Below are 21,263 nucleotides of genomic sequence, written 5' to 3' on the forward strand. Positions count from 1 at the left end.
CGCGCGTAGGCTCGGACGGATGACGTCACGCACCAGGGTCGAGCTCGGCCGCCGGGAGGACCTCGGCGCCGACTGCGCGAACTGCTTCGGCCTGTGCTGCGTCGCCCTCGCCTTCGCCCGCTCCGCCGACTTCCCGTTCGACAAGCGCGCCGGGGACCCGTGCGTCAACCTCGACGGCGAGGACGCGTGCACGATCCACCGCCGGCTCCGGCCCCAGGGCTTCGTCGGCTGCACCGTCTTCGACTGCTTCGGCGCCGGTCAGAAGGTCTCGCAGCAGACGTTCGGCGGCGTCTCCTGGCGGTCCGACCCGGCCGTGCGCGAGCGGATGTTCGCGGTGTTCCCGCTGATGCGCCGCCTGCACGAGCTGCTCTGGTACCTCGACTCCGCTCTGGCGCTGCCCGGCGTCGGCGCGCCGCTCCTCGATGAGCTGCGCGAGCGGTTCGACGCGGTGCACGCGCACACCCTCGGCGAGCCGGAGCAGGTGGTCGCGGTCGACGTCGACGCGGAGTACGGAGCGTCCCGGCCGCTCCTGATCGCAGCGAGCGCGGCCGCTCGCGCAGGAGCGGCGCCGGCTGCCCGCCGGTCGAGGGGCCGTCGGCTCGCTCCGGGTGCCGATCTGGCGGGCGTATCGCTCCGGAACGCGGACCTGCGGGGGGCGGATCTGCGGGGCGCGCTCCTCCTCGCCGCGGATCTGCGGGGTGCGGATCTGCAGCGGTGCGACCTGCTCGGGGTGGACCTTCGTGATGCGGACGTGTCCGGTGCGCGGCTCGCCGAGGCGGTCTACCTCACCCAGGCGCAGGTGAACAGCGCCCGAGGGGATGCGGCGACCACGCTGCCGTCGCATTTTGAGCGCCCGTCGCACTGGGGCGGCTAGCCCGCCAGGTCAGAGGCTGCGGGGGCCGCCCAGCGACTCGTCGCCGCCCTCGTCGTCGAAGCCGAGGGCCTCGACGACCTCGCGGCCGAGGAGGTGCGCGCCGCTCCAGCCCTCGATGACGCACCGGGGGAACGCCTCGCGGTCCGGCGAGCCGAGCCATGCGGCCGCGGCCTCGCGGGCCCATGCCTCCGAGGCGTACACGCCGATGATCTCGGTGCGGTCGTCCCACGGCGTCGCGGTCGAGAGGACGAAGTGGTCACCGTTCACGATCGGATCTCCTCCGGCTCTCGGGGTTCAGCGACCCCGTGGGAGTGCGGGACCGGACCGGACGCTACCCGCGGGCGGGGGAGCGCGTCTCCGGGGTCGACACGAGCGCGGATGAAGGCTACGGGAACGTCGAACGCGGCGCGATCACCCGATGGTCCCACGCAGGCGGGCGTTCAGCCCACCCAGAGCGGTCGCGATCTCGTTCTCGTCGCTTCCGGGGAGGAGGGCGCCGCCCTGCTCGAGGCCGTGGCGCAGGGTCGCCGACACGCCGACGCCCCGGTGCCGTCCGGCCCGGGGCGTCGGTGCGGGGGAACGGTCAGACGACGCGCGGGTCGGACTCCTGGGTGTCGTCCTCGGGGATGTGGACGTCCTGGACGGTCACGTTGATCTCGGCGACCTCCATGCCGGCGATGTGCTGGATGGCGTCGGCGACGGCGGAGCGCACGTCCTCGGCGACCTTCTGCAGCGGCGCGGGGTACTCGGCGACGATGGTGATGTCGGCGGCGACCTGGCGCTCGCCGACCTCGACCTTGACGCCCTGGCCGCGGTCGTCGTTGCCGATCGCGCTGCGGATGGCGCCGATCGCTCGGGCCGCTCCTCCGCCGAGGGCGTGGACGCCCGGGACCTCGCGCGCGGCGATGCCGGCGACCTTGGCGATGACGCCGTCCTCGATCACGGTGCGTCCGGATCCGGTGCTGGTCTGACGGGTGGTGGTCGCGGTGGTCTCGGCCATGGTCTCCTCTTTCGCTCGGGGCCCGATCGCTCGATCAGGCGGGGTATGCAGGTAGGACGCTCCGTCGACGCCGAACGTCACGGTCGGATCCGCCCCGCCCAGGCAACTGCCAGAGAGGAGGGCCGGGCCGGGCCGGTCCTCTCAGGAACGCGGTCGACGCCCGTCGATTCGCCCTCGGCCCGGTGCTGTGGTGGCATGGAGCCGTGACCGACGCGACCGCCCCGCAGGCGCCCCTCCCCGATCGGACGGCCGCGCGCATGCGCCCGCGCGCCCTGCTCGTCCTGGCCCTGATCGGCGCGGTCGGCGGGACCCTGTCGGGCGCGTTCGGCGTCGGCGGCGGGATCGTGATGGTGCCGATGCTGATCGCGTGGGCCGGGATGGACCAGCGCCGCGCCTCCGCCACCTCGCTGCTCGCGATCGCTCCGACCTCGGTCGCCGGAGCGTTCGGCTACGCCCTCGCCGGCCAGGTCGCCTGGGTCCCGGCGGCGGTGATCGCGGCTGCGGCGATGCTCGGGGCGGTGGCCGGATCCTGGCTGCTCGCGCGGCTGCCTCTGGGCGTGCTGCGCTGGATGTTCGTGGCGCTGCTCGTGGCCGCGGCGGTGCGGATGGCCGTGTTCGGCTCGAACGACACCGGCGACGTCGCCGAGGGCTGGGGCGTGTGGCCCGGATTCGCGGGGCTCGGCATCGGGATGGGCGTCGCTTCCGGCCTCTTCGGCATCGGCGGCGGAGCGATCGCCGTGCCGGTCCTGGTCGGCGCCTTCGGGCTCGCGGACCTCCTGGCCAAGGGCACCTCGCTCGCCGCGATGATCCCCACGGCGGTCACCGGCTCGATCGCGAACGCCCGGCGCGGCCTGCTCGACGTGCGCGCGGGCCTCGTGGTCGGGCTCACCGCGACGGCGTTCTCCTTCGCCGGAGTGGCGCTCTCCTTCCTCCTGCCGGCGCGCGTGTCCGGGATCCTCTTCGCGGTCCTCCTCCTGCTCGCCGCGGTGCAGCTCGCCCTCCGCGGGCGGCGCCGCTGAGCCCTGCACGACGCGGACCCCCGCCGTCAACGCCCTGTCCGATCCGTCGCAGACGCTCGTAGCGTCGTCGCGATCGGGCGCGGGCCCGGAGGGGCGGGAGCACGATGGAGCAGCAGCAGCGCGAGCAGCAGGGCCGGCAGCAGCGGCGAGGGGGCGGCGCGAGCCTGCACCGGGACGTCGCACCCGGGGTGCACCGGCTCGAGCACGCCTGGACGAACCTCTACCTGATCGAGGAGGCCGGCCGGCTGACCGTCGTCGACCACCTCGGCGTCGCCCGCAGCCTCGTCCGGCGGGGCGTCCCCGTGCACCTGCACGTGGCCGACCAGCCGCTCGCCGCGCAGCCCTACTCCTACCGCCGCCAGCGCACCCCGTTCGTGTACCCGCTGCTGCACCCCTCCGCGATCCCGGTGCTCGGAGCGATGGCCCGTGCGGGCGCGCTCGCGGTGCCGCCCGTGCACGGGACCCTGCCGCTGACCGCCGGAGCGGTGCTCGACGTGCCCGGATCGCCCCGCGTGCTCGCGACTCCGGGGCACACCGACGGGCACGTCTCGCTGCACCTGCCCGAGCGCGACGCGGTGATCGACGGAGACGCACTGGTCACGCTCGACCCCTACTCCGCGCGCACCGGCCCGCACCTGGTCGCGCGCGCCGCCACCGCCGACACGGCGCAGTCCCTCGACTCGCTGCGGGTCCTCGCCGGGACCGGGGCGCGGACACTCCTGCCCGGCCACGGCGCGCCCTGGCGCCTGGGCGTCGCGGCGGCGGCCGAGCTCGCGGCGCGGACGCCGATCGCCTAGGGCAGGCTCCGCAGGCCGCTCGGACGCCGGTGGCCTGCCTCCCCGGCCGACCCGGTCCCGCAGCCGTGACACCATCGGAGGTGATGTCGATCCCCGGTCCCGCATGAGCGCGGTCAGCTACCAGGCCGCGTCGATCCCCCTCCGCCTGGCCAGCGCCGGCATGGTCGTCGCCCTCCCCGTCCTCGCCGTCGAGCGTCTCGGCGACGTCGCGCTCGGCGGCGCCCTGACCGGAGCGGCGCTCTTCCCCGCCGTGATCGCCGCGCCGCTGGTCGGCACGGTGCTCGACCGGGTCCGCCGCCCCCGCCGGCTCCTGGTCGGCGCCGCGCTCACGACCGCCGTCGCCTTCGCGGTCGCCGCCTTCCTCGGCGAGGTGCCGACGCCGCTCATCGTGCTGCTGCTGCTCCTCGCGGGGCTCGCGACGCCCGTCTACATGGGCGGCATGTCGAGCTTCGTCACGAGCGCCATCCCGGAGCCGCGCCGCGCCTACGCGCAGGACTCGCTCTCGTACACGGTCGCCTCGATCAGCGGGCCGGCGATCGTGGGCCTCGCGGTCGGAGTCGGGGGAGCGCGGACCGCGATGCTCGCCATGGCGGTCCTCGCCCTCATCGGCGTCGTCGGGTCGCTCGGCCTGGCGATGGAGGCTCGTCCGGCGCCGACCGTCGGCGTGCTGCGGACGATCGTCGCGGGCGTCACCCACCTCGTGCGGCACCGTCCGATCGCGGTGGTCACCTCGGCGGGCACGCTCAGCCAGGTCGCGGGCGGAGCGGCGGGAGTCGCGGCGATCAGCCTCTCGGTGGAGCGGCTGGGCAGCACCGACGCCGCCGCGTGGATCCTGACCGCCTTCGCCGTGGGCGGCCTGCTCGGCGCCCTCGCCGTGGCGGCTCGCCGCTGGACCCGCCGTCCGCCGGCGTGGACCATGGGCGCCGCCTACATCGCGACCGGCGCCGTCCTCCTGGTCGCCGTCCCCGACCTGGGCGTCGTCGTGGCGATCGCCGCCTTCGCGGTCGCGGGCGTCTTCACGGCCCCCTCGAACGCGGCGATGCTGCTGCTGCGCGACCAGGAGAGCCCCGCCGCCGTCCGCTCGCAGGTGTTCACGATCGGCGCGGGGCTGCGCTCCGCCGCCGCGGCCGTCGGCGCCGTGCTGGCGGGAGCGGCGTCCGGCCTCGGAGCCTCCTGGCTCGTCGCGGGGATCGCCGTGGTCTGGATCGGCTCCGGCCTGCTCCTGCGCCTGTTCCCCGCGCGCGACCGCGACTGACCCGAGCCGCGCGCGGAGCGCTCGGCGGGACCGGCACCACCGCGCGCGGGGATCGCGATCAGGCCGCGACGCCCGCCAGCGTGCCCGTGCTCGGCCCGTTCGGGTCGGTGATCATGCAGTTGATCGTGCGGTCGCCCGTGCCCCAGCTCTCGGCGGTCGGGTAGTAGTAGCTGAAGTCGTACGCCGAGTCCTGGTAGCCGATCCCGGTGAACGACTCGAACGCCGTGACGCAGTCGGTCTCGGCCTGCTCCGTCGCGACGGACTCGCCCGGGTACTCGTCGGCATCGGCCATCGTCAGGTTCTGGAACACCTCGTAGACGTGCGGGTCGGTGCAGGGCACGGTCGGCACGTCGGTGACCTCGGTCGCCTCCTCGCTGAGCTCGCCGTTCAGGCAGTCGCCCACGCGCAGCTGGAAGACGTCGGTCGTCCCGCCCTCGGTGATCTCCCCGGTCTCGTCGTCGCGGGTCTCGCCTCCCATCAGGCCGTTCAGGCCCGAGCAGCCGGTCAGGCCGAGGGCGAGGGCCGCGCCGGCGGCCAGGACGAGGGCGGTTCTGCGGCGGTTCATGGCGACTCCCGGGATCAGCGGTACGGAGGTGTTCCTGTGACGACTCCCAGGCTAGAGGTGCAGGGCATCCGTCCCGAGGGGGATGCACCCGATCCGGATCTCCACTTTCCGGAGTAGCGGACGCTCAGCCCGGTCCGGTCGAATGGGGTCATGGCTCAGAAGACGGTCGCAGACCAGCTCATCGCTCAGCTCATCGACGCCGGCGTCTCCCGCATCTACGGGATCGTCGGCGACTCGCTGAATCCGATCGTCGACGCGGTGCGCCGCAGCGGCGGCTCCGAGAAGGGAGGCATCGACTGGATCCACGTGCGCAACGAGGAGGCGGCCGCCTTCGCCGCCGGCGCGGAGGCGCAGCTCACCGGGCGCCTCGCCGTCTGCGCCGGCAGCTGCGGCCCCGGCAACCTGCACCTGATCAACGGCCTCTACGACGCGCACCGCTCCTCCGCCCCGGTGCTCGCCATCGCGAGCCACATCCCGAGCAACGAGATCGGCTCGTCCTACTTCCAGGAGACGCACCCGGACAGGCTCTTCGTCGAGTGCTCGAACTACCGCGAGCTGATCTCGACCGCCGCCCAGGCCCCGCGGGTCGTCAACGCCGCGATGCGCAGCGCGGTGGCGCTCCGCGGAGTCGCCGTGGTCACCCTCCCCGGCGACATCGCCGAGCTGGAGGCGGTGGACGGCTTCCCCGCGTTCGTGCTGCCGTCGACGCCCGTCCTGGTCCCCGCCGACGCCGACGTCCGCGCCCTCGCGGCCGCGATCGACCAGGCGCGGACCGTCGCGATCTTCGCGGGCGCCGGAGTGCAGAACGCGCACGACGAGGTCGTCGCCTTCGCCGAGCTGGTGGGCGCGCCCGTCGGGCACAGCCTGCGCGGCAAGGAGTGGATCCAGTACGACAACCCCTACGACGTCGGCATGACGGGCCTCCTCGGCTACGGAGCGGCGCACGCCGGCATTCACGACGCCGATCTGCTCCTCCTCCTCGGCACCGACTTCCCCTACGAGCAGTTCCTCCCCGACGCCTCGAAGGTGGTGATCGCTCAGGTCGACAGCGACGCCTCGAAGCTCGGTCGCCGCGTCAGCGTCGCGCACCCCGTCCACGGCGACGTGGCGGCGACCCTCACCGCGCTGACCCCGCTCGTGCAGCGGAAGGACCACCGCTTCCTCGACAAGACGCTGAAGAAGCACGAGAAGCTGGTCACCGGAGTCGTCGGGAAGTACACCGAGGTCGGCACGCGCAGCCCGATCCACCCCGAGCTCGTCGCCTCCACGCTCGACGGCCTGCTCTCCGAGGACGCGATCGTCACCGCCGACACCGGCATGGGCAACGTCTGGCAGGCCCGCTACATCACCCCCAACGGGAAGCGGCGCCTGCTCGGCTCGTACATGCACGGCTCGATGGCGAACGCACTGCCGCAGGCGGTCGGCGCGCAGCTCTCGCACCCCGGTCGCCAGGTCGTCTCGCTGAGCGGCGACGGCGGGCTCTCGATGCTGATGGGCGAGCTGGTCACGGTCGCCGCCTACCGGCTGCCCGTGACGATCGTCGTGTTCAACAACTCCACGCTCGGGCTGGTGAAGGTCGAGATGCTGGTCGACGGCTTCCCGGACTTCGCCGTCGACGTGCCGATGGTCGACTACGCGAAGGTGGCGGAGGCGATCGGCATCCGCGGCATCCGCGTCGAGGACCCGCGCGACGTGGAGGAGGCCCTCCGCTCGGCGCTCGCCGACGGCGGCCCGGTCCTCGTCGACGTGGTGACGGATCCGCTCGCCCTCTCGCTCCCGCCCACGATCACGGGCGCGCAGGTGAAGGGCTTCGCGCTGGCGGTCTCGAAGATCGTGATGAACGGAGGAGCGGGCGAGGCCGTCGCGCTGGCCCGCACCAACATCAAGCACGCTCTCCGATGATCGACGCCCGAGCGCTCGCGAGCGGCACCTGGTTCGTCCGGGGCTCCTCGCTGCCGCTCTGGCGCTCGCGGTCGGGGGTGGCGATCACGTACGCGCCGCTCCCGACCGGCGGGATCGGCGACATCGTCAGCTGGCGCGGCCGCACGCGCTCGCACTACGTGGTCGGGATCGACACCCCCGACCCGCACGATCCGTCCGGCTTCCGCTGGCGCGGCGTCGAGCCGCTGACCCTCCTCGCCCGCAGCCGCTGGTCGTTCGTCGCCGCCGACGAGGAGGCGGGCTGGGCCCTCACCCGCTTCGCCCGGACGCCGTTCACGCCCGCCGGCGTCGACGTGTACGTCCGCGAGCCGCACCCGGCCCGCGGCGTCCTCGCGGCGGCGCTCGCCGCCTGCGCCGCCGACCCGCGCACGTCCGCGCTGCGCCCGCGCCTCTTCGAGGTCGCGCCCTGATTCCTGAGCGCGCGCCCTCCCGTGAGGCGTCACGAACGGTCGTCATCCCGCTCGGATGACGACCGTTCGTGACCCCTCGGCGGTCGTCGATGCGGGGATCGTTCCGCGAGCGCTCGTCGCAGGCGCTCGACGGAGCGCTCGGGGTGGGGGACGAACTCGGCGCCGACGATGCGGACGACGCGGACCCCGATCGAGGCGAGGTCGTCGTAGCGGCCGAGGTCGCGCGCGAAGCGCCGGTTGCTGGTGCGATGATCGTCGCCCTCGTACTCCCACGCGACCCGCTCCGCGGGGTACCAGCCGTCCGGCCGCCCGACGAAGACCCCGTCGGAGTCGAACAGCGGCTCCTGCAGCACCGGCTCCGGGAGCCCCGCCTGCACGGACGCGAGCCGGAACCGCGACTCCTGCCGCGACTCCGCCCCGTCGCGCACCAGAGCGAGCGCGGCGCGGAGTCGCACCGAGCCCCGACCGCGGAAGGCCGACACGCGCTCCCGCAGGTCGGGCAGCGGCACCCAGGGCCGTTGATCCGCCGGATCGCCGACGACCGGCGTGCGCACCAGCGCGTCGCCCACCGCGACGAGGTCGTCCGGCTCGAGGAGCGCGGAGAGATGGCAGAAGAGCGAGGCCGGATCGGTGAGGGGGAGTCCGCGGCGGAGGACGCGGCGGACGTCGGGATCGGCGAGGGCGTGGCCGACGACGTTCCGGTGCCGGGGAGCGCGTCCCGGCCGGCGGACGCTGACGTGCACCGGCTCGTCCGCAGCGGCGGGCGGGAGGTCGAGCGGCCAGAGCCGCGCCGCCGTCACGTGGCTCAGGAGCGCCTCCGGACCGACCAGCGCGAGGAGCGCCTGCGCGCGCAGGCGCAGGTCGGGGTCGGGGTCGGCGGTGCGGACGCCGTGGAAGGGCCGGTGGAGGTCGGAGCTGCGGAGCCGCCCGCGGCTCAGACCGCTCGCGCGAGCGTCAGCGACGGTGAAGGCGCGGCCGCGGAGTCCGATCGGAAGCGGCGAGGGATCGTGCATCCGGCCACTGTCCCGCCTCCCGATCCTCGTGAACCGGTTCTCCACAGGTCGGATCCTGCGCCCCTCCCGCTCGACCGCGTCCAGGCGTCACGAACGGTCGTCATCCTGCCCGGATGACGACCGTTCGTGACGCCTCGGCGGGCCCCTGAAGCCCGCCGGGCGCGTCACTCGCCGAGCGTGATCGCCTGCGCCTCGACGAGCTCGAGCTCGGGCTCGGGCTCGTGGGCGTCGGCGCGGGCCAGGGTGCGGCGTCCGAGCAGCACGATCAGCGCGGCGACGGCGACGGCTCCGGCCGCGGCGTACATCGGGAAGGCCGGCGAGATCGCGGCGGCCAGGGCGGAGGCGGCGGGCGGGGCGATCGCGCCGCCGAGGAAGCGGACGCCGGAGTAGGCGGACGACGCGACGGAGCGGGGCAGGTCGGTCGCCTCCATCACGCACTCGGTGAGCACCGTGTTGACGACTCCGAGCAGCAGGCCGCCGACGATGATGCAGACGATCAGGCCGACACGGGACGAGATCACGAGGCCGCCGGCGATCAGGTCGAGCGCGAGCAGCAGCAGCACCGAGCGCAGCACGACGGTGCGCGGGAGGCGCCGGGTGAGCAGCGGAGCGACGAACACGGAGGTGACCGCCACGCCCAGGCCCCAGCCGAAGAACGTGAAGCCGAGGCCCATCTCGTCCAGCCCGAGCGGGTAGGGCGTGTAGGCGAGCAGCACGAAGAAGCCGATGTTGTAGAACAGGGCGGCGCCCGCCAGCGTGCGGATGGCCGGGACCTTGAGGGCCGCGAAGGGCGCCGAGAGCGGAGTCGGAGCGGGCTTCGGGCCGTCCTCGCGCAGGAGCGTCGCGATGGCGATGAAGCCGACGGCCATCAGCACGGCGGTCCCGAAGAACGGGCCGCGCCACGAGACGCTGCCGAGGAGCCCGCCGAGCAGCGGGCCGATGGCGATGCCGATGCCCAGCGCGGCCTCGTAGAGCACGATCGCCGCGGAGGAGCCTCCGCTCGCCGCGCCGACGATGGTCGACAGTGCGGTCGAGATGAACAGTGCGTTGCCGAAGCCCCAGCCCGCGCGGAAGCCGATGACGCCCTCGACGCTGCCCGCCGTGCCGGCGAGCGCGGCGAACACCACGATCAGCACCAGGCCGATCATGAGGGTCTTCTTGGCGCCGATGCGGCTGGAGAGCCAGCTGGTGAAGAACATCACGACGCCGGTGATGACGAGGTAGCTCGTGAAGAGCAGCGAGGTCTCGGTCGGAGTCGCCTGCAGGCTCTCGGCGATGGCCGGGAGGATCGGGTCGACCAGGCCGATCCCCATGAAGGCGATCACCGCGGCGAAGGCGACGGCCCAGACGGCCAGCGGCTGCTTCAGGATCGAGCCCTGGGCGGGCGAGTGGGGGGAGGTGGTCACGGCGTGGAGCCTTTCTCGGGGGAGGAGGGGACGGGGGTGCCGGCGATGCGGGCGACGCGGGCCTCGACGAGGGTCGCGGCGCGCTCGAGGGCGAGGCGGTCGTCCTCGTCGAGGTCCTCGAACAGCGGGGCGAGAGCGGCCTCGAGGCGGAGCCGGTGCTCGGCGAGGGCGTCGAAGCCGGCGGGAGTGCCCTCGATCAGCCAGGCGCGGCCGTCGCCGGCGTCGTGGACGCGGCGGATCCAGCCGGCCTCGTCGAGACGGGCGATGATGCCGGTCATCGTCGGCTGGGTGACGCGGACCCGCTCGGCGAGCTCGCCGAGGCGGGAGGGGGAGGCGGTGCGCAGCTCGGCGAGCGTCGACCAGACGGCTCCGGACTGCGCGCCGAGCCCGGTCGCGCCGCTCGCCCGGCCCGCGAACCGCGTGAGGGCGGTGGCGGCGGAGGCGAGACGCACGGGGGCACTGGAATCGGGCACGAGAAACAATATAGCATGCCTATGTAGTTCGGTGGAGAGCGCTTCGAGTCCACCCTCCATCGTGCGCACTCACTGACGTTCTCCTCCGCTTCTGTGACAGGATCGTCCGTATTCGCGCGTCCACTCCCGCGATCACCGACGGAAAGAGAAGTCATGTCCCCCAGCGAGCACGACGTCGTCGTGATCGGAGCCGGTGCCACCGGACTCACCGCGGCGCTCCGGCTGCAGCAGCACGGCCTCGACGTCGTCGTCGTCGAGGCGCGCGAGCGGGTGGGCGGGCGGCTCGAGACCCGCGTGGTCGACGGGCAGCTCCTCGAGCTCGGCGGCCAGTGGGTCTCGCCGGACCAGACGGCGCTCCTCGAGACCCTCGACGAGCTCGGCCTCGGCACCTACTCCCGCTACCGCGAGGGCGAGAGCGTCTACATCGGCGCCGACGGCTCCGCTCGCCGCTTCACCGGCGACATCTTCCCGGGGAGCGAGCGCACCGAGTCCGAGATCTTCCGTCTGATCGAGGTGCTCGACCGCCTCGTCGCCGAGACGGATCCGGCGGCGCCGTGGACGCACCCGCTCGCCCGCGACTACGACCGCATCACCTTCGCCGCATGGCTGGAGCAGCAGAGCGACGACGAGGAGGCACGGGCCAACATCGCCCTCTTCCTCGCCGACGCCATGCTCACCAAGCCGGCGCACGCCTTCTCCCTCCTCCAGGCGCTCCTCATGGCCGCGAGCGCGGGGAGCTTCAGCAACCTGGTCGACGCCGACTTCATCCTCGACAAGCGCGTGATCGGCGGCCTCCAGCAGGTCCCGGAGCGGCTCGCCGAGCGCCTCGGCGCCGAGCGCGTCCTGCTCGGGCACCCGGTCCGCTCCGTCCGCCACGGCGACGACGGGGTCGAGGTGCGCGCCGACGGCGCCGTCCTCCGCGCCCGCCGCGCGATCATCGCCGTGCCGCCGAACCTCGTCGGCCGCATCTCGTTCGACCCGCCGCTCCCGCGCCTGCGGCAGCAGGCCCTGCAGCACCAGTCGCTCGGCCTCGTGATCAAGGTGCACGCCACGTACGCCACGCCCTTCTGGCGCGCCGACGGCCTCTCCGGCACCGCGTTCAGTCCGCACTCGCTCGTCCACGAGGCCTACGACAACTCGAACCACGGGGAGGAGCGCGGCACCCTGGTCGGCTTCGTCTCGGACGAGAAGGCCGACCGCGTGCTCGCGCTCGACGAGGCGGAGCGGAAGGCCGCGATCCTCGACTCGCTCGCCGCCTACTTCGGCCCGGCCGCACTCGATCCGGTCGTCTACTACGAGAGCGACTGGGCGTCCGAGGAGTGGACGCAGGGCGCGTACGCCGCGAGCTTCGACCTGGGCGGGCTGACCCGGTACGGCGCGCTGCAGCTGGAGCCGGTGGGTCCGCTCCGCTTCGGCACGAGCGACCTCGCCGCCGAGGGCTACCAGCACGTCGACGGCGCCATCCGCGTCGGCAGGCGCCTGGCACAGGAGATCATCGACGAGGACGGCGCGACCGCACCGGCCCCCCGCAGCGAAGGAGCACAGCCCGCATGAGCACCCACTACGCCGTGATCGACCCGGCCACGGGCGAGACCCTCCGCGCGTACCCGACCCTCGGCGACGCCGAGCTGACCGCGGCGATCGGCTCGGCGCAGGACGCGTACTCCTCGTGGTCGCGGACCGTGCCCGTCGCGACCCGCGCGGCGCTGATCGCCCGGGTGGCAGAGCTGCACGTCGAGCGCGCCGACGAGCTCGCGGCGATCATCGTCCGCGAGATGGGCAAGCCGCTCGACCAGGCGCAGGGCGAGGTCGGCTTCGCCGCCGACATCTACCGCTACTACGCCGAGAACGGCGAGGCCTTCCTCGCCGACGAGCCGATCGAGCTCGCCGAGGGCACCGGCTCCGCGCTGATCCGCCGCGCCGGGCTGGGCGTGCTCCTGGGCATCATGCCGTGGAACTTCCCCTACTACCAGGTGGCCCGCTTCGCCGGCCCGAACGTGGTCGCGGGCAACACGATCCTGCTCAAGCACGCGCCGCAGTGCCCGGAGTCGGCCGCCGCCATCGCCGACATGTTCCGCACCGCGGCCGAGGAGCTGGGTGCGCCCGCCGGCGTCTACGTGAACCTCTACGCCACGAACGAGCAGGCCGCGACCGTCATCGCCGACCCCCGGGTCCAGGGCGTCTCCGTCACCGGCTCCGAGCGGGCCGGCGCGGCCGTCGCGGAGCTCGCGGGCCGACACCTGAAGAAGGTCGTGCTCGAGCTCGGCGGCTCCGACCCGTTCGTGCTCCTGTCGACCGACGACCTCGACAAGGCGGTCGAGGACGCGGTCGCCGCGCGCCTGGACAACAACGGCCAGTCCTGCAACGCCGCGAAGCGCTTCATCGTGATCGACGAGCTGTACGACGCGTTCGCCGAGAAGTTCACGGAGGCGTTCACCCGCGCCCAGCCGGCCGATCCGTTCGCGGAGGGCACCCTCCTCGGCCCGCTCTCCTCCTCCGCCGCGACGGAGCGCCTCGAGGCGCAGCTGGCGGCCGCGCGCGAGCAGGGGGCCACCGTCCGCGCCAGCGGCGAGGTGACCGGCAACTTCTTCCCGCCCGCCGTGCTCGAGGGCGTCACACCCGAGATGGACGCCTACCGCGAGGAGTTCTTCGGCCCCGTCGCCGCGCTCTACCGCGTCCGCGACGAGGACGAGGCGATCGCCCTCGCGAACGACACCCCCTACGGCCTCGGCTCCTACCTCTACACGACCGATCAGGAGCAGGCCCTGCGCCTGGCGGACCGGATCGACGCGGGGATGGTGTGGATCAACCTCGTCCTCGGCGACGCGGCCGAGCTTCCCTTCGGCGGCGTGAAGCGCTCGGGCACGGGCCGCGAGATGGGCCGCCCGGCCCTCGAGGAGTTCGTGAACAAGAAGCTCATCCGCATCGCGTGAGACGGGTGCGGGCCGGGCCCCGGAGTCGATCCGGAGCCCGGCCCGCAGCCGCTCGGCGTGCGCCCGCTCACTTCTTCGTCAGCGACGACTCCTTGTGCGCGGCCTTCGCGTCGGTCTTGTCGCTCTGCACGATCCAGTAGGGCTCGTCGTCCGAGGCGTTGAACTTCTGCCCCTCGAACTGGAACTCCTTCGTCTTCTTCTCGACCAGCTCGCCGTGGGTCTCGCCCTGCGAGGTGTTCCAGCTGATCTTGTCGCCCTTCTTCACGAGGCGGCTCCTCTCTCTCGGTCGCGCCGGAGCGCGGTGGTCCCCTCGCGCGGGAGCGCGATGGTGGTGGTGACGTCGACGATCGCCGGAGCGGCGGGCGCCGACGAGAAGCCGAACCGCACGGGCGGCGAGAGCGGGCGCAGCGGGCCGATGTCCTCCTCCGCCAGCACGGCGTGGACGCCCTCGACGCGGCGGATCGCCCGCACGCCGTAGTACTCGCGGCGTCCGTGCCCGGCCGACCCGGCCGTACTGACCCCGCGGACGAGCAGGGAGGCGACCGGCGAGATCGCGGTCAGCCATGCCGGGTGCTCGGCGAGCGGTCGCGGAACGATCCGCAGCAGCCGGCCGAGCGGAGTGAGACCGCCGAGCTCCAGGCGCACCGCGAGCGGTCCGGCCGCGACGGACAGGCCGCCCGCGATCCTCCGCCACGACACCGGCGCGATCCGCACCTCGTCGAACGAGTACGTCGACCTGATGAAGTCCGCGACCTCGCGGGTCGGTGCGATCAGGAGGCGGTGGCCGTCGCCGTCCTCGACCATCGCGTCGGCGAACGGGCCGAAGGGGGTGTCCTCCCAGAGGCCCAGCACGATCCTCGTGCCCGAGGACGTGCCGAACCCCGCGATGCGCCCGCCGAAGCGGAGGAGCCGCGGGGTCCGGCCGGTCATCAGGAGGCCGAGCGCAGCAGCGTGAACGAGCCGTCGCGGACGATCAGCGTGGTGACCTCGCCCTCGACGACCTGCTCCGGGTCGCTCGAGGCGGCCAGCGTCCACTCGGCGCCGGGCGCCTCGGGGACGGTGAACTCGACGCCGTTCTCCGCCGCGTTCAGCAGCAGGGCGAAGCTCGCGCTGCCCTCGTGCTCGAACACGAAGGTGATCGAGCGGGCGTCGGGGTTGTCCCAGTCCTCGTCGGCGAAGCCCTGCGCGTCGGAGCGGAGGATGTCGACCGTGTCGGGGCCGCCGTCGCCGGGGGCGCGGCGGAACCACTTCGGGCGCAGCGCCGGCTCCGCGGCGCGGAGGGCGATCAGCTCGCGGGTGAAGGCGAGCAGCTCGCGGTCCGCGTTCTCCCAGTCGAACCACGAGATCTCGTCGTCCTGGCAGTAGGCGTTGTTGTTGCCGCCCTGCGTGCGGGCGATCTCGTCGCCGCCCAGGATCATCGGCACGCCGGCCGAGAGCAGCAGCGTCGCGAGGAAGTTGCGGCGCATGCGGTCGCGGCGCTCGTTGACCGCCTCGTTCTCGGTCGGGCCCTCGGCGCCGTTGTTGGAGGAGCGGTTGTCGCTCTCGCCGTCGTTGTTGTCCTCGCCGTTGGCCGCGTTGTGCTTGCGCGAGTACGCGGTGAGGTCGGCGAGGGTGAAGCCGTCGTGCGCGGTGACGAAGTTGATGCTGGAGACCGGCGAGCGGCGGTCGGCCTCGTACACGTCGGGGGAGCCGAGGACGCGCTGCGCGGTCGTGCCGAGCACCGAGTCGGCGCCGTTCCAGAAGTCGCGCACGTCGTCGCGGAACTTCCCGTTCCACTCCGACCAGTCCGCGGGGAAGCCGCCGACCTGGTAGCCGGCGGTGTCCCACGGCTCGGCGATCATCTTGACGGGCGCGAGCACCGGGTCCTGCGCGATCAGGTCGAGGAAGGCGCTGTGCACCTCGGCCTCGCCGGTCTGGCGGGTGAGGGTGGTGGCGAGGTCGAAGCGGAAGCCGTCGATGTGCATCTCGGTCACCCAGTAGCGCAGCGAGTCCATGATCAGGCCGAGCGCGGCCGGGTGCGCGACGTTGAGGCTGTTGCCGGTGCCGGTGGTGTCGAAGTAGTTCGCGCGGTCCTCCTCCACCAGTCGGTAGTAGGAGCCGTTGTCGATGCCCTTGAACGAGAGGGTGGGGCCCTTGTCGTTGCCCTCGGCGGTGTGGTTGTAGACCACGTCGAGGATGACCTCGAGGCCGGCCTCGTGGAACGCCTTGACCATGGCCTTGAACTCGTCGACCTGCGAGCCGTCGTCCCCGGCGTGCGAGTACTCGTTGTGCGGCGCGAAGAAGCCGAGGGAGTTGTAGCCCCAGTAGTTGCGCAGGCCCTTCTCCTCGAGGTGCGAGTCCTGCACGAACTGGTGCACGGGGAGCAGCTCGACCGAGGTCACGCCCAGGTCGGTGAAGTGCTTGATCGCGGCGGGGTGCGCGAGGCCGCGGTAGGTGCCGCGGATGTCCTCGGGCACGTCGGGGTGCAGCTTCGTGAAGCCCTTCACGTGCACCTCGTAGACGACGGTCTCCTCGAGCGGGATGCGCGGCGCGGTGTCGCCGCTCCAGTCGAAGGAGTCGGGGTCGGTGACGACGCAGCGGGGGACCGCGTGCGCGGAGTCGGCGTCGTTGCGGGAGTCGGCGTCCTCGTAGAACTGGCCGAAGACGTCCTCGGACCAGGTGTACGAGCCCTCGATCGCGGTGGCGTGCGGGTCGAGGAGGAGCTTGGCGGCGTTGTGGCGGAGGCCGTTGGCGGGGTCCCAGGGGCCGTCGACGCGCAGTCCGTAGCGGGTGCCGATGCCCATCTCGGGGACGAGGCCGTGGAAGACGTGGCCGGTCCGCTCGGTGAGGGCGACGCGGGTCTCTGCTCCGGACTCGTCGAAGAGGCAGACCTCGACGCTGTCCGCGGTCTCGGAGTAGACGGCGACGTCGGCGCCGGCGTCGCCGCGGAGGGAGACGCCGAGGGGATACGGGAAGGAACGGGGGGATGCGGGCATGCGTCCATCCTGACCGGGCGGCTCCGGGAGCTTCGCGCCCTTGTCGCCGCGCCCGCCTCCCGCTAATCTTCCAGGCCCTCCCTTCGACACGGCGCCCTCCGAGGGCATATAGTCAGCTGGCTTACTAAATCGTCGGAGGAGAGCGTCGTGCGCAACCGCAAGTGGATCGGGCTGGTCGTCATCAGCCTCGGAGTGGCGACGATCATCGTCGACTCGACCATCGTCAACGTCGCCATCCCGTCGATCGTCGCCGATCTCGGGATCACCTCGACCCAGGTGCAGTGGGTGCAGGAGTCGTACACGCTCGTGTTCGCCGCGCTCCTGCTGGTCTTCGGCACCCTCGCCGACCGCTGGGGCCGGCGCCGCATGCTGATCGTCGGCGTCTCGCTCTTCGCGCTCTCCTCCGTCGCGGCGGCCCTCGCTCCGACCGGCGACCTGCTGATCCTCTCCCGGGTCGTGCAGGGCGTCGGAGGAGCGATGGTGCTGCCGACGACCCTCTCGCTGATCAACGCCACCTTCCGCGGGCGCGAGCGCGCCATCGCCTTCGCCGTCTGGGGCTCGACCATCGGCGGCATGACCGCGGTCGGCCCGCTGCTCGGCGGCTGGCTCACCACCGACTTCTCCTGGCGCTGGGCGTTCGGCATCAACATCCCGCTCGGCGTGATCATCGTGGTCGGAGCGCTGCTGTTCGTCGACGAGTCGCGGCAGCCCGACGGGCGGAGGGTCGACCTCGTCGGCGCCGCGCTCTCGATCATCGCCTCCGCCTCCCTCGTGTTCGCCCTCATCGAGGGGCGCACCCTCGGCTGGTGGGGCGTCGACGAGCGGCTGAGCGTCGGCGGCTGGAGCTGGCCGCTCGGCCTCTCGCCGGTCCCGATCGCGTTCGCCGTCGCGGTGCTCGCCGGGGTCGCCTTCGTCCTCTGGGCGCGGGCCCGTGAGCGCGCCGGGCGCTCGGCGATGCTTGCGATCGGGCTCTTCCGCCTCGCCTCGTTCCGCAACGGCAACCTCGCCGCGATGATCGTCTCCCTCGGCGAGTTCGGGATCATCCTGGCGCTGCCGATCTGGCTCCAGAGCGTCCTCGGCTACACGGCCGTGCAGACCGGCCTGGTGCTCCTCGCGCTCGCGCTCGGCTCCTTCGTCGCCTCGGGCTTCGCCGGCGCCTTCGGAAACAGGGTCGCGCCGGTGCTGATCGTGCGGGTAGGCCTCGCGGCCGAGATCGTCGGAGTCGCGGGCATCGGCCTGGTCGTCTCCGACTCCACCCCGTGGTGGGCCCTCGTCCCGTTCCTCGCCGTCTACGGCTTCGGCGTCGGCCTCGCGACGGCGCAGCTGACCGGGGTCGTGCTCCGGGACGTTCCCGTCGAGCTCAGCGGGCAGGGCTCGGGCACGCAGTCGACCGCACGGCAGATCGGCTCGGCGCTGGGCATCGCCGTGCTCGGGACGATCCTCTACACCTCGACCGCGGGGGTCCTCACGACCTCGCTCGAGCAGCAGGGCCTCCCCGCGGAGCAGGTGGCGACCACCGTCGACGCGGTGGTCGACTCCTCCGGTGCGGCGATCGCCGGGCTGGCCGCCTCACCGGCCACCGCCGACGCGGCCCGGGCGGCGGGCGAGGCGTTCTCGGACGGCACCCGCTACGCCGCCTTCGCCGCCGCAGGGTTCCTCGCCGTCGGCTTCCTGGCCACGCTCTCCCTCGGCCGACCGGCCGAGGAGGAGGAGCCGGAGGTCAGCTCAGCGGAGCCGAGTCGCCGGCGGTGAAGACGATCTTGCCGATCGTGCGGTCGGCTCCGGTCGCTCGGCGCGACAGCACGTCGACGACGTCGCCCAGCGGATGCACGGCGCCCGGCCGGGGCCGCAGCTCGCCGGAGGCGGCGAGCGAGACCGCGCGCCCTATCCGCTCCGCCGTCGCCACCACGATCATGTTGCGCACCCGCGGGCGGTCGCGGCGGACGAGGCCCGTCGCCTGCGAGACCAGCGCCGGACCGCTCGGCACCAGCGTCGCGATGCGCCCGCCCTCGGCCAGGAGGATCGCCGCGTCGTCGACCGGCAGGTGGCCGGAGACGTCGACGACCACGTCGAAGCGGCCGCCCAGCACCCCGAGGTCGAGCGCGCGGTAGTCGTGCGGCTCGGCGCCGAGCGAGCGGAGGAGGTCGGCGGAGGCGGCCGAGCCGGTGGCCGCGACCGTGCAGCCCGCCCGCACCAGCAGCTGGATCGTCGGATCGCCGATGGCTCCCGAGCCGCCGCTGACGAGGACGCGCTCGCCGGCGCGCACGTGCAGTGCGTCCACCAGGCCCACCGCGGTGCCGCCCGACATGGCGAGCGTGACGGCCTCGACGAAGCCGAGGGAGTCGGGCATCGGGACGAGCGAGCGGCTGCGCGCGATGGACGCGTCGGCGAAGGCGTCGCCGTCGCGGGTCATCCCCACCACTCGGTCGCCGATCGCGACCGAGTGGGACCCCGGGCCGAGCGCCTCGACGGTGCCGGCGATGTCGAGCCCGAACCCGTAGGGACGGGAGCGGCCGACGGCCATGATCCGCGCGGAGCCGGACAGGATCTTCTCGTCGGTCGCGTTGATGCTCGCCGCGCGCGTGCGCACCAGGACCTCGCCGCGACCCGGCATCGGCACCGGCGCTTCCCGCCACGAGAGCAGATCGGGCCCGCCGAACCTGTCGTACCCGAGTCGTCGCATGTCGCTCCCGTCGTCCGTGCCAGCCCCCCGAGCCTAGGGCGTGGCCGCTGAGCGGAGGCGTCGCGGGCGCCCGGCGGAACCCCCTCCGGTGCCCGCGGGCCCGGTGCTACCGTGGCGGCCATGAGCGCAGACGACAGCCCCGAGTTCGCAGGCTTCGAGGCCACCCCATCCACCGATGCGGAGAAGGCCGACGACGTCCGTCCCGCCGACGCCGAGGTCGAGGAGAACACGACGGCCGACGAGAGCCGCGACCCGGACCACGGCTACGACCCGATGAGCGAGAGCGGCTCCGAGAACGCCCCCGAGGACGAGGTCGGCCCCCGCGAGGACGAGGAGGGCCTGCTTCCCCCCGGCAGCACCGCCGAGGGAGCCGGCACCGCACTCGGCGCCGACGCGGTCGAGGGCGGCGAGCCCCTGGGCGAGAACGCGAGCGCCGGCACCCCCGGTCAGCTCGCCGACGAGCGCTGGCGCACCAACGGCATCAACCCGCTGGGTTGAGCCTTCTCCCGCGGCGGGCGGGGACCGCCGCGGGAACGAACACCGCCGGACGCGAACCGTCGAAACGCGTTCCAGCGTTTCGGCGTAGCCGGACGCGACACGCTCCACCTGCCCGGCCTTTCCTGGGAGCCGACCGCGCCGCGGCGGGCGGGGACCGCCGCGGGAGTGAACACCGCCGGAGGCGAACCGTCGAAACGCGTTCCAGCGTTTCGGCGTAGCCGGACGCGACCCGCTCCACCTGCCCGGCCACTCCTGGGAGCCGACCGCGCCGCGGCGGGCGGGGACCGCCGCGCAACAAACACAGCTGGCGTTCCGGTTGCTCGGAGGAGGAGCAGGGGTGGGCGCCGTAGCGTTCCGGGAGCGCGGCACGCCGGTCGCGCGGACGGGGAGTCCCATGTCGTTGTTCCTGAACCGCACTCGTGAGGTCCGATGGACCGAGGACGAGAGGCGGGCGCTGGCCGAGGCGGTGGCGGAGGACCGGGCCGACGCCTGGCGCGGAGTGGGTGCGCTGGATCGCACCGTCGTCGTCTCGACCGAGGACCCGGGCGTCCGCGGCGGCGCGCGCTGGCCCACCGATCACCGTGCGTTCCTGCGCGTGGACCGCGGCGCCTCGGTGGTGCTCGCGACCGACGGTCTGAGCGATCCCTTCGACCGGCTCGCGCATCCCGGGACCGGTCTCGGCCTCGAGCTGTGCCTCGAGACGTCCGCCGTCCGCGGCGTCCCCACCGCCGAGCTCTGGAACCACTGGCACTTCCGCCTGCTGTACGAGGCCGCCCGACGGGCCGCCCTGCAGGGGGTGTGCTGCCGCAGCTCCCTCGACACGGCGCGGCTCGCGAACGTCGCGGCGCCGCCCGCCTGGACCGACGAGCAGGGCACCGTCGGTGTCCTCCTGGGCCTGCGCAGCCCCGGCCTGCCCGAGCGGCTCGACCTGGCGACCGGTCACGCCGACCTGGTCACCCTCACGCCACTGCGGCCGCAGGAGCACGCCCGGGCGTCGGTCGACGCGGGCGCCCGTGCCGAGATCGCCGAGCGCCTCGGGGCCCTGCCGCACGAGGAGCTCGTGCACACGGCCCGGCCGCTCGTGGTCTGAGGAGCGTCGCGGGTCAGGAGCCCTCGGCCGGCTCCGGCACCACGGTCATCTCGCCGGTGTTGTTCGCGCTCGCGATGAACTGCTCGATCCACAGGCGGTTGAGCGACGGCCGCTTGCTGCCGTGGAACCGGAAGTGCAGCGGAGTCGTCGGGTGCACCCAGACGGAGCTGCGGCCGTAGCCGGACGATTCAGGCTCGCTCCAGGAGAGGCTGAACGACTCGTTCCGCCGCATCTTGGTGAACATCGCGACCTTGAGGTGCGCGAGGAGCCGGTCCTCGAAGTCGATCTCGAGTGATTGCGGTCCGTAGATCAGTCGTCCCATTGTCTCCGC

Annotated in this window: 23 protein-coding genes; 11 read left to right on the forward strand and 12 right to left on the reverse strand. The window is 73.3% G+C overall.

Annotated features, from left to right (window positions below; genetic code table 11):
• The first annotated feature begins 19 nt into the window (after positions 1-19).
• On the forward strand, positions 20-874 hold the full coding sequence (locus C5C69_RS12230; RefSeq protein ID WP_104257979.1) for a pentapeptide repeat-containing protein: 855 nt from the start codon (positions 20-22) through the stop codon (positions 872-874).
• Positions 875-883: 9 nt separating this feature from the next.
• On the opposite strand, the gene C5C69_RS12235 is transcribed toward C5C69_RS12230, so the two are convergent.
• The 3 genes from C5C69_RS12235 to C5C69_RS12240 form a co-directional block, all read right to left on the reverse strand.
• Positions 884-1,141: a hypothetical protein gene (locus tag C5C69_RS12235; RefSeq protein ID WP_104238985.1), complete on the reverse strand. Its 258-nt coding sequence runs from the start codon at positions 1,139-1,141 to the stop codon at positions 884-886.
• A 144-nt stretch (positions 1,142-1,285) separates the two neighbouring features.
• Positions 1,286-1,408, reverse strand: coding sequence for a hypothetical protein (locus C5C69_RS17290; RefSeq protein WP_258067525.1), 123 nt, complete (start codon positions 1,406-1,408; stop codon positions 1,286-1,288).
• 49 nt (positions 1,409-1,457) lie between these two features.
• Positions 1,458-1,874: an Asp23/Gls24 family envelope stress response protein gene (locus C5C69_RS12240; RefSeq protein WP_104225148.1), complete on the reverse strand. Its 417-nt coding sequence runs from the start codon at positions 1,872-1,874 to the stop codon at positions 1,458-1,460.
• 203 nt (positions 1,875-2,077) lie between these two features.
• On the opposite strand from C5C69_RS12240, the gene C5C69_RS12245 reads away from it, so the two are divergent.
• The 3 genes from C5C69_RS12245 (at position 2,078) to C5C69_RS12255 (ending at position 4,945) form a co-directional block, all read left to right on the forward strand.
• The gene (locus tag C5C69_RS12245) at positions 2,078-2,893 is read left to right on the forward strand and encodes a sulfite exporter TauE/SafE family protein (RefSeq protein WP_104233037.1); all 816 of its coding nucleotides are present in this window, start codon (positions 2,078-2,080) and stop codon (positions 2,891-2,893) included.
• A 104-nt stretch (positions 2,894-2,997) separates the two neighbouring features.
• Entirely contained in the window at positions 2,998-3,690 is a 693-nt protein-coding gene (locus C5C69_RS12250) for an MBL fold metallo-hydrolase (RefSeq protein WP_104257980.1), read from the forward strand.
• Positions 3,691-3,793: 103 nt separating this feature from the next.
• Positions 3,794-4,945 carry an MFS transporter gene (locus C5C69_RS12255; RefSeq protein WP_104257981.1) on the forward strand — a complete coding sequence of 384 codons (1,152 nt, stop codon included), beginning with the start codon at positions 3,794-3,796 and terminating at the stop codon, positions 4,943-4,945.
• Positions 4,946-5,003: 58 nt separating this feature from the next.
• Here C5C69_RS12255 and C5C69_RS12260 read toward each other — a convergent pair whose 3' ends face one another.
• Positions 5,004-5,510 carry a septum formation family protein gene (locus C5C69_RS12260; RefSeq protein WP_104226088.1) on the reverse strand — a complete coding sequence of 169 codons (507 nt, stop codon included), beginning with the start codon at positions 5,508-5,510 and terminating at the stop codon, positions 5,004-5,006.
• Positions 5,511-5,660: 150 nt separating this feature from the next.
• Here C5C69_RS12260 and C5C69_RS12265 point away from each other — a divergent pair, with 150 nt between their 5' ends.
• Complete coding sequence (locus tag C5C69_RS12265; RefSeq protein ID WP_104257982.1) at positions 5,661-7,412, forward strand: pyruvate dehydrogenase; 1,752 nt, start codon at positions 5,661-5,663, stop codon at positions 7,410-7,412.
• The gene (locus C5C69_RS12270) at positions 7,409-7,861 is read left to right on the forward strand and encodes a hypothetical protein (protein WP_104257983.1); all 453 of its coding nucleotides are present in this window, start codon (positions 7,409-7,411) and stop codon (positions 7,859-7,861) included. The genes C5C69_RS12265 and C5C69_RS12270 overlap by 4 nt, the downstream gene beginning before the upstream one ends.
• A gap of 29 nt (positions 7,862-7,890) precedes the next feature.
• On the opposite strand, the gene C5C69_RS17020 is transcribed toward C5C69_RS12270, so the two are convergent.
• From C5C69_RS17020 to C5C69_RS12285, 3 genes are all read right to left on the reverse strand, one after another.
• Entirely contained in the window at positions 7,891-8,874 is a 984-nt protein-coding gene (locus C5C69_RS17020) for a hypothetical protein (protein WP_104257984.1), read from the reverse strand.
• 164 nt (positions 8,875-9,038) lie between these two features.
• Positions 9,039-10,280, reverse strand: a complete 1,242-nt coding sequence (locus tag C5C69_RS12280) for an MFS transporter (protein ID WP_104257985.1) — start codon at positions 10,278-10,280, stop codon at positions 9,039-9,041.
• The gene (locus C5C69_RS12285; RefSeq protein ID WP_160035382.1) at positions 10,277-10,753 is read right to left on the reverse strand and encodes a MarR family winged helix-turn-helix transcriptional regulator; all 477 of its coding nucleotides are present in this window, start codon (positions 10,751-10,753) and stop codon (positions 10,277-10,279) included. Before C5C69_RS12285 ends, C5C69_RS12280 begins: the two co-directional genes overlap by 4 nt.
• 153 nt (positions 10,754-10,906) lie before the next feature.
• Between C5C69_RS12285 and C5C69_RS12290 the strand changes: the two genes are divergently transcribed.
• Together C5C69_RS12290 and C5C69_RS12295 are read left to right on the forward strand one after the other, a co-directional pair.
• Positions 10,907-12,307 carry an NAD(P)/FAD-dependent oxidoreductase gene (locus C5C69_RS12290; protein WP_104257987.1) on the forward strand — a complete coding sequence of 467 codons (1,401 nt, stop codon included), beginning with the start codon at positions 10,907-10,909 and terminating at the stop codon, positions 12,305-12,307.
• Positions 12,304-13,686: an NAD-dependent succinate-semialdehyde dehydrogenase gene (locus tag C5C69_RS12295; RefSeq protein ID WP_104257988.1), complete on the forward strand. Its 1,383-nt coding sequence runs from the start codon at positions 12,304-12,306 to the stop codon at positions 13,684-13,686. The genes C5C69_RS12290 and C5C69_RS12295 overlap by 4 nt, the downstream gene beginning before the upstream one ends.
• 67 nt (positions 13,687-13,753) lie before the next feature.
• Here the strand turns inward: C5C69_RS12295 and C5C69_RS12300 are convergent, their stop codons facing one another.
• From C5C69_RS12300 to glgX, 3 genes are read right to left on the reverse strand one after another with little or no spacing between them, the layout of a single operon-like run.
• Positions 13,754-13,951 carry a DUF2945 domain-containing protein gene (locus C5C69_RS12300; RefSeq protein ID WP_056866275.1) on the reverse strand — a complete coding sequence of 66 codons (198 nt, stop codon included), beginning with the start codon at positions 13,949-13,951 and terminating at the stop codon, positions 13,754-13,756.
• The gene (locus tag C5C69_RS12305) at positions 13,948-14,616 is read right to left on the reverse strand and encodes a hypothetical protein (RefSeq protein WP_104257989.1); all 669 of its coding nucleotides are present in this window, start codon (positions 14,614-14,616) and stop codon (positions 13,948-13,950) included. The genes C5C69_RS12300 and C5C69_RS12305 overlap by 4 nt, the downstream gene beginning before the upstream one ends.
• Entirely contained in the window at positions 14,616-16,661 is a 2,046-nt protein-coding gene (glgX, locus tag C5C69_RS12310; protein WP_104233047.1) for a glycogen debranching protein GlgX, read from the reverse strand. The genes C5C69_RS12305 and glgX overlap by 1 nt, the downstream gene beginning before the upstream one ends.
• 147 nt (positions 16,662-16,808) lie before the next feature.
• On the opposite strand from glgX, the gene C5C69_RS12315 reads away from it, so the two are divergent.
• Entirely contained in the window at positions 16,809-18,413 is a 1,605-nt protein-coding gene (locus C5C69_RS12315) for a DHA2 family efflux MFS transporter permease subunit (protein WP_104257990.1), read from the forward strand.
• Here C5C69_RS12315 and C5C69_RS12320 read toward each other — a convergent pair.
• On the reverse strand, positions 18,382-19,344 hold the full coding sequence (locus C5C69_RS12320) for an NADP-dependent oxidoreductase (RefSeq protein ID WP_104257991.1): 963 nt from the start codon (positions 19,342-19,344) through the stop codon (positions 18,382-18,384). The two genes, C5C69_RS12315 and C5C69_RS12320, sit on opposite strands and share 32 nt — an antisense overlap.
• 120 nt (positions 19,345-19,464) lie before the next feature.
• Between C5C69_RS12320 and C5C69_RS12325 the strand changes: the two genes are divergently transcribed.
• Both C5C69_RS12325 and C5C69_RS12330 read left to right on the forward strand, forming a co-directional pair.
• Positions 19,465-19,842 carry a hypothetical protein gene (locus C5C69_RS12325; RefSeq protein WP_104314845.1) on the forward strand — a complete coding sequence of 126 codons (378 nt, stop codon included), beginning with the start codon at positions 19,465-19,467 and terminating at the stop codon, positions 19,840-19,842.
• Positions 19,843-20,236: 394 nt separating this feature from the next.
• Positions 20,237-20,932, forward strand: coding sequence for a hypothetical protein (locus C5C69_RS12330; protein WP_104257992.1), 696 nt, complete (start codon positions 20,237-20,239; stop codon positions 20,930-20,932).
• A 13-nt stretch (positions 20,933-20,945) separates the two neighbouring features.
• Here the strand turns inward: C5C69_RS12330 and C5C69_RS12335 are convergent, their stop codons facing one another.
• The gene (locus C5C69_RS12335) at positions 20,946-21,254 is read right to left on the reverse strand and encodes a hypothetical protein (RefSeq protein WP_104226101.1); all 309 of its coding nucleotides are present in this window, start codon (positions 21,252-21,254) and stop codon (positions 20,946-20,948) included.
• Between the last annotated feature and the right edge of the window lie 9 nt (positions 21,255-21,263).

Origin of the sequence: Rathayibacter sp. AY1C7 (assembly GCF_002931865.1) — a bacterium.
In the GTDB taxonomy this organism is placed as follows: Bacteria; Actinomycetota; Actinomycetes; order Actinomycetales; family Microbacteriaceae; genus Rathayibacter.